This window comes from Pseudothauera nasutitermitis (assembly GCF_004801295.1).
Taxonomy (GTDB): domain Bacteria; phylum Pseudomonadota; class Gammaproteobacteria; order Burkholderiales; family Rhodocyclaceae; genus Pseudothauera; species Pseudothauera nasutitermitis.
On sequence record NZ_SSOC01000004.1, the window covers coordinates 96248 to 108079 of the forward strand.

General features: G+C 67.5%; 9 protein-coding genes. All 9 read left to right on the top strand.

Going from position 1 to position 11832, the window contains the following annotated elements; translation table 11 throughout:
* The first annotated feature begins 17 nt into the window (after window positions 1-17).
* A complete protein-coding gene (htpX, locus tag E6C76_RS10820) occupies window positions 18-863 on the top strand; it encodes a zinc metalloprotease HtpX (RefSeq protein WP_136348267.1) in 846 nt (281 codons plus the stop codon).
* A 177-nt stretch (window positions 864-1040) separates the two neighbouring features.
* Window positions 1041-4106, top strand: a complete 3066-nt coding sequence (fdnG, locus tag E6C76_RS10825) for a formate dehydrogenase-N subunit alpha (RefSeq protein ID WP_136348268.1) — start codon at window positions 1041-1043, stop codon at window positions 4104-4106.
* A gap of 10 nt (window positions 4107-4116) precedes the next feature.
* Window positions 4117-5037, top strand: coding sequence for a formate dehydrogenase subunit beta (gene fdxH / locus E6C76_RS10830; protein WP_136348269.1), 921 nt, complete (start codon window positions 4117-4119; stop codon window positions 5035-5037).
* Window positions 5034-5660: a formate dehydrogenase subunit gamma gene (locus E6C76_RS10835; protein ID WP_136348270.1), complete on the top strand. Its 627-nt coding sequence runs from the start codon at window positions 5034-5036 to the stop codon at window positions 5658-5660. Before fdxH ends, E6C76_RS10835 begins: the two co-directional genes overlap by 4 nt.
* 136 nt (window positions 5661-5796) lie before the next feature.
* Entirely contained in the window at window positions 5797-6738 is a 942-nt protein-coding gene (fdhE, locus tag E6C76_RS10840) for a formate dehydrogenase accessory protein FdhE (RefSeq protein WP_136348271.1), read from the top strand.
* Between the two features lie 116 nt (window positions 6739-6854).
* Window positions 6855-8315, top strand: coding sequence for an L-seryl-tRNA(Sec) selenium transferase (selA, locus tag E6C76_RS10845; RefSeq protein WP_136348272.1), 1461 nt, complete (start codon window positions 6855-6857; stop codon window positions 8313-8315).
* Between the two features lie 185 nt (window positions 8316-8500).
* Window positions 8501-9889, top strand: coding sequence for an FAD-dependent oxidoreductase (locus tag E6C76_RS10850; RefSeq protein WP_136348273.1), 1389 nt, complete (start codon window positions 8501-8503; stop codon window positions 9887-9889).
* Between the two features lie 124 nt (window positions 9890-10013).
* Complete coding sequence (gene phnD / locus E6C76_RS10855; RefSeq protein ID WP_136348274.1) at window positions 10014-10940, top strand: phosphate/phosphite/phosphonate ABC transporter substrate-binding protein; 927 nt, start codon at window positions 10014-10016, stop codon at window positions 10938-10940.
* Between the two features lie 62 nt (window positions 10941-11002).
* On the top strand, window positions 11003-11812 hold the full coding sequence (locus E6C76_RS10860) for a phosphonate ABC transporter ATP-binding protein (RefSeq protein ID WP_136348275.1): 810 nt from the start codon (window positions 11003-11005) through the stop codon (window positions 11810-11812).
* Window positions 11813-11832 lie beyond the last annotated feature (20 nt).

Consider the following 11832-nt stretch of genomic DNA (forward strand, 5'->3'; position numbering starts at 1 on the left):
GAGGAAGGAAACCCCCCATGTTCGGTAACTGGATGAAGACCTCCATTCTGATGGCCGGCATCGTTGCGCTGTTCGGCGCCGTCGGCGCCATGATCGGCGGCCAGCAGGGCATGCTGCTGGCGCTGGTGTTCGGCGGGGCCACCAATCTGTGGGCCTACTGGTTCTCCGACAAGATGGTGCTGAAGATGTACAACGCGCGCCAGGTCGATGCCACCAACTCGCCCTACCTGTACAACATGGTGCGCGAACTGGCGCAGCGCGCCGATCTGCCGATGCCCAAGGTGTATATCATCGACGAGGCACAGCCCAATGCCTTCGCCACCGGGCGCAACCCGGACAACGCGGCGGTGGCGGCCACCACCGGCATCATGCGCATGCTCTCCGAACGCGAGCTGCGCGGCGTGATGGCGCACGAACTGGCGCACGTGAAGAACCGCGACATCCTGATCTCGACCATGTCGGCCACGGTGGCCGGGGCGATTTCCATGCTTGCCCAGTTCGGCATGTTCTTCGGCGGCCGCGGCGACAACCGCCCGCATCCGGCCTTCCAGATCCTGGTGATGATCCTCGCGCCGATGGCGGCGATGATCATCCAGATGGCCATCTCGCGCACCCGCGAGTTCGGCGCGGACCGTGGCGGAGCGGAAATCTCCGGCGATCCGGAGGCGCTCGCTGCCGCGTTGGCGAAGATCGAGGCCTACGCCAAGGGGATTCCCATGCAGACCGCCGAGGCGCATCCGGAAACCGCGCAGATGATGATCATGAATCCGCTGTCCGGTGGTGGTCTGCGCGGTCTGTTTTCCACGCACCCGTCGACGGCGGAACGGATTGCGCGGCTGCGTGCAATGGTGCGCGGCGCGTAGCGCACTAGGGATTATGCTTAGCGACATTCTGTCCCCGCTGGGGACAGAATGTCTCGTGCAAGGGCGGTGGGACCAGGAGGAAAAGCCTGCGCCTCCGGGGTCTTTTGTAACGGTATGAATCTTGCAGGGAATAACGATTGGTTTATACCAAGACCCGTATAGAAGGAGGGGAAGATCATGAATGTCTCAAGGCGCGGCTTTTTCAAAGTCTGTGCCGCGGGCATGTCGGGCTCCAGCCTGGTCGCCATGGGGTTCGCGCCCACGGCGGCGTTGGCGGAGGTCCGGCAATTCAAGCTCGCGCACACGACCGAAACCCGCAACACCTGTCCGTACTGTTCCGTGTCCTGTGGCCTGCTGGTGTATTCCGTCGGCGACGGGGCCAAGAACACCAAGGCCAAGGTCATCCACATCGAGGGCGACCCCGACCATCCGGTCAACCGCGGCACGCTGTGCCCCAAGGGCGCCGGCCTGCTGGACTTCATCAGCAGCCCCGCCCGCCTGAAGTACCCCGAAGTGCGCGAAGCCGGCACCAACGAGTGGAAGCGCATTTCCTGGGATGAGGCCTATGCGCGCATCACCCGCCTGATGAAGGATGACCGCGACGCCAATTTTATCGAAAAGAACGCCGACGGCGTCACCGTCAATCGCTGGCTGAGCACCGGCTTCCTGGCCGCCTCCGCCTCCCCGAGCGAAGCTGGATACATTACGCACAAGGTTGTCCGCAACCTTGGCATGCTTGCATTCGACAACCAGGCGCGTGTCTGACACGGTCCGACGGTAGCCAGTCTGGCTCCGACGTTTGGCCGTGGCGCGATGACCAACACCTGGTCGGACATCAAGAATGCCGACGTAGTGTTGATCATGGGCGGGAACGCCGCCGAAGCGCACCCCTGCGGCTTCAAGTGGGTCATCGAAGCGAAGAAGCTGAACAAGGCGAAGCTGGTCGTCGTCGACCCGCGCTTCACCCGTTCCGCCGCGGTCGCCGATTACTACGCGCCCATCCGCACCGGCACCGACATCGCCTTCCTGGGCGGCGTCATCAACTACCTGTTGACCAACGACAAGATCCAACACGAGTACGTCAAGGCGTACACGGACTTCACCTTCCTGGTCGACGAAAGATTCGCCTTCGAGAACGGGCTGTATTCCGGCTACAACGCCGACAAGCGCGCCTACGATGACCGCTCCTCCTGGCAGTACCAGCGCGGCGAGGACGGCTACGTGGTCACCGATCCGACGATGCAGGATCCGCGCTGCGTCTACCAGCTGCTGAAGAAGCACTACAGCCGCTACACGCCGGACGTGGTGTCGAACATCTGCGGCACCCCGGAAGACCAGTTCCTCAAGGTGTGCGAGTACATCGCCTCGACTTCCGGCACCGACCGCGTGATGACCATCATGTACGCACTGGGCTGGACGCAGCACTCGCAGGGTTCGCAGATCATCCGCACCGGCGCGATGGTCCAGCTGCTGCTGGGCAACATCGGCGTCAAGGGCGGCGGCATGAACGCGCTGCGCGGCCACTCCAACATCCAGGGCCTGACCGACCTCGGGTTGATGACCAACCTGCTGCCGGGCTACATGACGCTGCCGGGCGAGAGGGAGACCGACTACGGCGCCTACATCGCCCGTCGCGCGCCCAAGCCGATGCGGCCCAACCAGATGTCGTACTGGCAGAACTACGAGAAGTTCCACGTCAGCCTGATGAAGTCGTGGTACGGCAAGGCCGCCACCGCCGAGAACAACTGGTGCTTCGACTGGCTGCCCAAGCTCGACAAGCCGCACGACATCCTGCAGGTGTTCGAGGACATGTACAACGGCAAGCTCAACGGCTATTTCTGCCAGGGCTTCAACCCGCTGGCCGCATTCCCGAACAAGAGCAAGCTCAATGTCGCGCTGGCCAAGCTGAAGTACCTGGTCATCATGGACCCGCTGGCCACCGAGACCTCCGAGTTCTGGAAGAACTACGGTGATCTCAACAACGTCGATACTGCCAGCATCCAGACCACGGTGTTCCGCCTGCCGACCACCTGCTTCGCCGAAGAAAGCGGCTCGCTGGTGAACTCGGCGCGCTGGCTGCAATGGCACTGGAAGGGCGCCGAGCCGCCGGGCGAAGCCAAGCCGGATACGGAAATCATGGGCAGCCTGCACCTGCACCTGCGCGAGCTGTACGAGAAGGAGGGCGGTACCTTCCCCGACCCCATCCTCAACCTCGACTGGCCCTACAAGCGGCCGCACGAGCCGTCGTCGGAAGAGCTGGCGATGGAGTTCAATGGCAAGGCGCTGGTGGATCTGGTCGATCCGGCCGATCCGACCAAGATCATCCGCAAGGCGGGCGAGCAGCTCGACGGCTTCGCGCAACTGCGCGCGGACGGCTCCACGGCCTGCGGCTGCTGGATCTACGCCGGCTGCTGGACCCAGGCCGGCAACCAGATGGCGCGCCGCGATAATGCCGACCCCTACGGTGATGGCCAGACCCAGAAATGGGCCTGGGCGTGGCCGGCCAACCGCCGCATCCTGTACAACCGCGCCTCGGCCGATCCCTCCGGCAAGCCGTGGGACAGCAGGCGCCGTCTGGTGTGGTGGAACGGCAAGCAGTGGGGCGGCGACGACGTGCCCGACTTCGCGCCGGCTTCCGCGCCCGAGGTGGGCATGGGGCCGTTCATCATGAACCCCGAGGGCATCGCGCGCTTCTTCGCGCGCGACATGATGGCCGAAGGCCCCTTCCCCGAGCACTACGAGCCGACCGAAACGCCGATCGGCGTGAACCCGATGAACGACAACCCGGCGGCGGTGTACAACCCGGCGGCACGCATCTTCAAGGGGGATCTGCCCAACTTCGGCACCTCGGCGGAATTCCCCTACGCGGCGACCACTTATCGCCTCACCGAGCATTTCCACTACTGGACCAAGCACGTCAACATCAACGCCGTGCTGCAGCCGGAGCAGTTCGTGGAGATCGGCGAGGGGCTGGCGCACGAGAAGGGCATCGCCAACGGCGACCGTGTGCAGGTCAGCAGCAAGCGTGGCTACATCCGGGCGGTGGCCCTGGTGACCAAGCGCATCCGTGCGCTCAAGGTGAACGGGCAGACCGTGCACCAGGTCGGCATTCCGATCCACTGGGGCTTCATGGGCCAGGCCAAGGCGGGTTACATCGCCAACACCCTGGCGCCTTTCGTCGGAGACGCCAACACCCAGACACCGGAATCCAAGTCCTTCCTCGTGAACATCGAGAAGGTTTGAGGAGAGCGCCATGGCACTGCAATCGCTAGACATCAAGCGTCGCTCGGCGACCACCACGCCCTCTCCCCAGGTCCGGCAGACGCTGGAGGTCGCCAAGCTCATCGACGTGTCCGCCTGCATCGGCTGCAAGGCCTGCCAGGCGGCGTGCATGGAGTGGAACGACATCCGCGACGAAGTGGGCACCAACGTCGGGGTGTACGACAACCCCAGCGACCTCACTGCCAACCAGTGGACGGTGATGCGCTTCAATGAAGTCGAGACCGCCGACGGCGGCCTGGAGTGGCTGATCCGCAAGGACGGCTGCATGCACTGCGAGGATCCGGGCTGCCTCAAGGCCTGCCCCGCCCCTGGTGCGATCATCCAGTACAGCAACGGCATCGTCGACTTCCACGAAGAGCACTGCATCGGCTGCGGCTACTGCATCACCGGCTGTCCGTTCAACGTGCCGCGCATCTCCAAGAAGGACGGCAAGGCCTACAAGTGCACCCTGTGCTCCGACCGCGTCGCGGTCGGCCAGGCGCCGGCGTGCGCCAAGGTCTGCCCGACCGGCGCCATCCAGTTCGGCTCCAAGGAGAAGATGAAGGAGTACGCGGAGACGCGCATCACCGATCTGAAGGAGCGCGGCTTCGACAACGCTGGCCTGTACGACCCCGCCGGGGTGGGCGGCACGCACGTCATGTACGTGCTGCACCACGCCGACCAGCCGGGCCTGTACAACGGCCTGCCGAAGGATCCGGCGATCAGCCCGATGGTCAGTGTGTGGAAGGGCGTCACCAAGCCGCTGGCCATGGCCGCACTGGGCGCCGCGGCGCTGGGCAGCCTGTTCCATTACGTCATGAAGGGCCCCAACGAAGTCTCGAAGGAGCTCGAGGACGAGATGGAGCGTGAAGACGAGCGTCTGCGGGCGCAGGAAAAGGAGGACGTGAAATGATCCGCAACCCACGCGACATTCAGCGTTACAACGCCTCGGAACGCGCCAACCACTGGATCGTCGGCATCTGCTTCATCCTGCTGGCGCTGTCCGGACTGGCCTTCTTCCACCCGGCCTTCTTCCCGCTCACCCAGCTGTTCGGCAGCCCGACCTGGGCGCGCATCCTGCACCCCTACATCGGGGTGGTGATGGCCTTCTTCTTCCTCATCATGGCGCTGCGCTTCGCTCGCCTCAACTTCATCCACAAGCAGGACATCGAGTGGCTGAAGCGGGTCGGCGAGATGGTCAACGGCGACGACCACAACATGCCGGAACAGGGCAAGTACAACGGCGGCCAGAAGGTGCTGTTCTGGGGGCTGGTGATCGGCATGCTGCTGATCACCGTTTCCGGCGTGCTGATGTGGCGCAGCTGGGTGGCGGTGCCGGTCGGCGTGGTGCGTGCGGCCTCGGTCGTACATGCCGGCGCCGCCGTGTTCATGATCGGCCTGATCATCATGCACGTGTATGCCGCCATCTGGACCCGCGGCACCATCCGCGCCATGCTGTACGGCACGGTGACGCGCGCCTGGGCCAAGCAGCACCACCGCGTCTGGTATCGCCAGATCACCGGCGACAAGCGCTGAACCCGCCGGACGGCGCAAAAGGCCGGCGAAGGCGCGGGCGGAACGGGCTTCCTGCCCGTTCCGCCCCGCCTTCGGTCATTTCGCCGTCCGTACCCTGAAACGGCCCGGCTCGCGCCGGGCCGCACTGGAAGGCTTCATGAGTTTCGACACCACCCAGAATCCGCTTGCCGGCGTGGGCCAGATCAACCCCGGCGAAAAGCCGGCCGACGTCCATCCACCGGTACGCCCGGCGGTATTCGCCGACCGCGCCCGCCGTTTCGATGCGCTGGCCGCCGGGCACGCCCTGGGCGACTACCTGCGCCTGCTCGGGCGCATCAGCGCGCTGCAGCACGAGTGCCTGCGCGATCACCCCGCAGTTGCCCTGCCGACGGCCGATGCGCTGGCGCGCGCGCTGGAATTCAGCATGCCGCCGGTGCCGGTCACCGGCTGGCCGCGCGACCCGGCATGGCGCACGCACCTCAAGCACATCGTCGCCGGCCTGCGCACCGATGCCACGCCGGCGGTCGCCGCCGTGCTTGATGCCATCGACGCCGCCGACGAGGCCGAACTCGAACGCCTGGCCGATGCCGTGCTGGCCGCCGACTACGCGGTCGAGGGCGCCGCCGGCCGGCTGCCGCTGATCGCCGCCGCGCTGCAGGTGTATTGGACCCACATGGCCTGCGCGCCCGAACTGGCCGGCCTCAAGCGCCTAGACGTGGACAACGTCTGCCCGTGCTGCGGCAGCCTGCCGGTCACCAGCGTGCTGCGCATCGGTTACGAGGTGGCCAATCTGCGCTACCTGCACTGCTCGATCTGCAATACCGAATGGAATCTGACGCGCGCCCGGTGCGTGAGCTGCGGCGAACTGCAGAAAATCTCCTACCGCCATATCGAAGGCAGCCAGGGCAGCGTGCGCGCCGAATGCTGCGAGGCCTGCCACGGCTACCTGAAGATCGTCCAGCAGGACAAGGATCCGCTGGTCGACCCGGTGGCCGACGATCTCGCCAGCCTGACCCTGGACCTCCTGGTCGACGAGGCCGGTTTCGAACGCACCGGCCCGAATCCGTTGTTCATTCCGGGCAATACCGGAGAGGCATGATCCGCAGGGCGGTCCGTGAGGACCGCCCTTGAGCCGCCGGCCGAGCCGTGTCTAGACTGCAAGGACGCGACTCGGTCCAGTTTTTCGACCTGACTGCCCGGTACGGGCGTAGGCCAATGAAAACGCATTCTTCCGCACCCTCGTCCGCCGATCCGGCGGACCGTCCGAACCCGGCGCCCGGCGGGGCGCTGTCCTCCCTTCCCGCCGTGGATCGCCTGCTCGGCGACCCGCGTCTGCAGCAGGCGATTGCCGAGCACGGCCGCGCACCGGCCGTCGAAGCCGCGCGCAAGACGCTGGCCGCTGCCCGCATGGAGATGCGCGCAGGCGCCCCGGCACCCGGCGCCGAGGCGCTGGCCGCCGCCGTGCTGCAAACGCTGGAAGCCAGCGTTCGGCCCAGGCTGCGCCGCGTGTTCAATCTCACCGGCACTGTGCTGCACACCAACCTGGGCCGCGCCACGCTGCCCGAGGAAGCCGTCGCCGCCATGGTCGAGGCCGCCCGCCACCCCTGCGCGCTGGAATACGACATCGACTCCGGCGGGCGCGGCGACCGTGACGACCTGGTCAGCGAACTGCTGTGCGAACTCACCGGCGCCGAAGCCGCCACCGTGGTCAACAACAACGCTGCCGCCGTCTTCCTGCTGCTCAACACCCTGGCGCAGCGCAAGGAAGTGGTGGTGTCGCGCGGCGAACTGGTGGAAATCGGCGGCGCCTTCCGCGTGCCGGACATCATGAAGCGCGCCGGGGCGAAGCTGGTTGAAGTGGGCTGCACCAACCGCACCCACGCGCGTGACTTCGAAGAAGCCATCGGCCCGCGCACCGGCCTGCTGATGAAGGTGCATACCAGCAACTACGCGGTGGAAGGCTTCACCAAGGCGGTGGAGCAGGCCGAACTGGCCGCCATCGCCCACGCCCACAACCTCCCCTTCGTCGAGGATCTCGGCTCCGGCACGCTCACCGGGCTGGAAGCCTGGGGCCTGCCGCACGAACCCACGCCGCGCGAGGCCATCGCCGCCGGCGCCGATCTGGTCACCTTCTCCGGCGACAAACTGCTCGGCGGCCCGCAGGCCGGCATCCTGGTCGGGCGCAAGGACTTGATCGCCAGGATCAAGAAGAACCCGCTCAAGCGCGCGCTGCGCGTCGGCAAGATCACCCTGGCCGGGCTGGAGGCGGTGCTGCGCCTGTACCGCGACCCGGATCGCCTGCCCGAGCGCCTGGAAACCCTGCGCCTGCTCACCCGCGCGCAAGACGACATCCACGCCCAGGCGGAACGCCTGAAGCCCGCCTTCGCCAGCGCGTTGGTCGGCTGGCCGGTGGAGGTCGCCGTGGAGGCCATGCGCTCGCAGATCGGCTCCGGCAGCCTGCCGGTGGACCGCCTGCCCTCCGCAGGCCTGGTGTGTCGCCCGCACAAAAAAGGCGGCGCGCTCAACCGCCTGGAAAAAGCCCTGCGCGCGCTGCCGGTGCCGGTGGTCGGGCGCATCGCCGACAACGCCCTGTGGCTGGATCTGCGCTGCCTGCGCGCGGCGGACGAAAACGAATTCGCGGCGCAGTGTGCCGGGCTCGCCACGGCGGGCAAGTAAGCGACAACGAATGCCTTCGGCCGCCCCCGCGGCCGGGTGCTCCGGGCACATCCGGCCGATCCGCGTATCGGCCGCCCGGCCGGCGGCCTGCGTGCCGCCAGACAACGGGCCCGCTCATGGGCCTGCATTAAACCCCGGCGACTTCCGCGCCGGGGTGGCTGACCACAACATCGGGAGGAAGAGCAATGAGCAAACGGTACGACGCCTCGCGCAGGCGTTTCCTGGCCGCGGGCGGCGCCATCGCCACGGCATCGGCCGCAGCCGCGGCCGCCGGGCCGGCACTGGCCCAATCCGCCGCCGCGCCGGCTGCCAGCCCCACGCTGCCGCCGCTGGTGGGGCGCCGCACGGATGCCCTGCTGGCGCGCGGCAAGGCGCGCCGGGTGGTGATCTGCGGCGGCGGCTGGGGCGGGGTGACCGCCGCGCGCTACCTGCGCCAGAGCGCACCGCAGCTCGAAGTGGTGCTGCTGGAACGCAATCCGGTGTTCTTCTCCTGCCCGATGAGCAACAAGTGGCTGGTGAACATCATGGATGCCGACTACCTCACCAAGGACTACCTGAAAGTCTCCGAGGAACAGGGCTACCGCTTCATCCAGACCGAGATCCTCGAGATCGAACGCGACACCAAGCGGGTCATCACCGCCGCCGGCGCGCTGGACTACGACTACCTGATCCTCTCGCCGGGCATCCGCTACAACTACGAAGCCTGGTTCGGCAACGACCGGCGCGCGGCGGAAGCCACGCGCGCGCGCTTCCCGGCGGCCTACATCCCCAGCGCCGAGCACTTCCGCCTCAAGCAGGCCATCCACGACTTCAAGGGCGGCGACCTGGTGATGACGCTGCCGCCCCCGCCGCAGCGCTGCCCGCCCAGCCCCTACGAGCGCGCCTGCCTGATCGCCGCGCTGTTCAAGGCCAGGAAGCTCAACGCCCGGGTGGTCATCCTCGACCACAAGGACGACGTGCGCCCCATCGGCCCCGGCTTCAAGGCGGCCTTCCAGGAGCTGTATAAGGACATCATCACCTACGTGCCCAACGCCCATGTGAAGGAGGTCGACCCCTTCAACAAGCGCATCAAGACCGCCGCGGGGGATTTCGACTTCGAGCACGCCATCCTGATGGCCCCGCACCAGGCCGGCGATCTGGCGTGGAAGGCCGGCGTGGTGGGCAAGTCCCCGCTGGGCGGGCTGGACGGCTGGGCCAACGTCGATCCGCTGTTCCTCAACGACCGCAACGACCCGGACGTGTACGTCATCGGCGACGCGGTGGGCTTCGTCTCCCCGCAATTCGCCTTCTACCCCAAGGCCGGGCACGTGGCCAACCGCCACGCGCGCATCGTCGCCAGGTACATCGCCGAGCGCGAAGCCGGGCGCGATCCGGCTCACGATCTGCCCAACAACCTGTGCTACATGATGGTCAGCACCGACCCGCAGGAAGCCATCTCGGTGCAGTTCGACTACAAGATCAACGAACAGGGCGTGATCGAGCAGACCCAGTGGGACTTCAACCAGCGCAAGCCGGAGACCGTCAGCGACGACTTCGAGTGGGCGCGCATCATCTACGGCGACATGTTCGGCTGAGCCCATTCGCCGGTCCCGCCCCCACCGGGCGTGGACCGGCGGTGCCATCTCCGCCTCGTTTCCGGGGCGGCCATAACAAGGCGGTCTTGCCGGCCGCCATGCAATGTTCCAAGGAGAGACACCCATGCAAAAGACCCTTTCCGCCCCGCGCCGGGGCTTCGTCCTGGGCGCCGCCGCGCTCGCCGTCGGCGCCGCGCTCGGCCTGGCCTCCGCCCCGGCGGCGGCCCAGCAGGCGCCGGCCAAGCTGATCATCACCGCCATCCCGGACGACGGCGACGCCGACCGCATGCGCGAGAACTTCGGCGCGCTGGCCCGCCATCTGGGCAAGGCCGTCGGCATTCCGGTCGAATACATGCACGTGGAGAACTACGCCGCCTCGGTGACCGCGCTGGCCACCGGGCGCGCGCACATCGCCTGGCTGGGCGCGGTGACCACCGCGCAGGCGCGCATGCAGATGGGCGACGGCCTTACCATCCTCGGCTGCCGCGACATCGACAAGGGCTTCGTCAGCTACTTCATTGCCAACCCGGCCACCGGGCTGGGCACCGTGGCCGACCTCGGCGAACTCGCCAAGACCGCCCAGGGCAAGGGCTGGACCTTCACCTTCGGCAGCAAGAGCAGCACCTCCGGCCACATGATGCCGCGCAAGTACTTCATGGATCAGAGCGGCACCACGCCGGAGCGCGTGTTCCGCACCGTGGCCTACTCCGGCAGCCACGACGTGGTGATGCAGATGGTGGCCGACGGCACCTACAACGTGGGCGCGCTCAACTACGCCTCGTGGGACAAGGCCGCCGACGACCTGAAGGCGCGCGCGCCCATCATCTACAAGACGCCGCCCTACACCAACTACGCGGTCACCGCGCGCGCCGACCTCGGCCCCGAACTGCTCGGCAAGCTGCGCGCCGCGCTGCTCGCGGTGGATGGCAGCACGCCGGAAGGCGCGGCGGTGCTGAAGTACCTGAAGGCCGGCAAATTCATCGAAGCCGACATCTCCGAATGGCAGGGCTATGTGGACCTGCTGGAATCGGGCATCGACATCGGCGGCTGATGCAGCGCCCCGCCCGCCGCCGGCCAGGGCGCCGGTGGCGGGCGCCTGACAGGATTTCCGCAATGAATGCACCCAGCCCCGCCGCGCCCGCCGCGGCGCCGGTCCGCGTCGAGCAGGCCGCCGTGGCCTACGGCGCGCGCCGCGTGCTCGACGGCATCGATCTCAGCATCGCGCCGGGCGAGCGCGTGGCGGTCATCGGCCCTTCCGGCGCCGGCAAGACCACGCTGTTCCGCCTGATCGCCGGCCTGGTCAAGCCGGCCGAAGGCCGCGTGCATACGCTCGGGCGCGACACCGCCGCGCTGGCCGGCCGCCGTCTCGCCCGCCTGCGCCGCGAGGTCGGCTTCCTGCACCAGCAGGACAACCTGGTACCCCAGTTGCGCGTGGTGCACAACGTGCTGATGGGCCGCCTGGGGCACTGGTGGCTGCCGCGCGCGCTGCTCTCGCTGCTGTGGCCGCAGGACATCGGGCGCGCCCGTGCGGCGCTGGCCCGCGTGGAACTGGCAGACAAGCTGTGGGCGCTGCCCGACGAACTCTCCGGCGGCCAGCAGCAGCGCGTCGCCGTGGCCCGCCTGATGGTGCAGCAGCCGCGCCTGGTGCTGGCCGACGAGCCGGTCAGCGCGCTCGATCTGCGCCTGGGGCGCGAGATCATCGCCCTGCTGTGCGGCATGGCGGCGCGCGACGGCGTGACCTTGCTGGTCAATCTGCACACCCTGGACCTGCTGCAAGGCCATTTCGACCGCGTGGTCGCGCTGCGCGCCGGGCAGCTGTTCTGGCAGGGCGCGCCTGCGCAGATCAGCCAGCACCTGCTGCGCGAACTGTACGGCGCCGAATACCGCGCCCTGCATCTGGACGAGATGGAGCTGCCGGCATGAATACCGCCGCGCCGGGGATG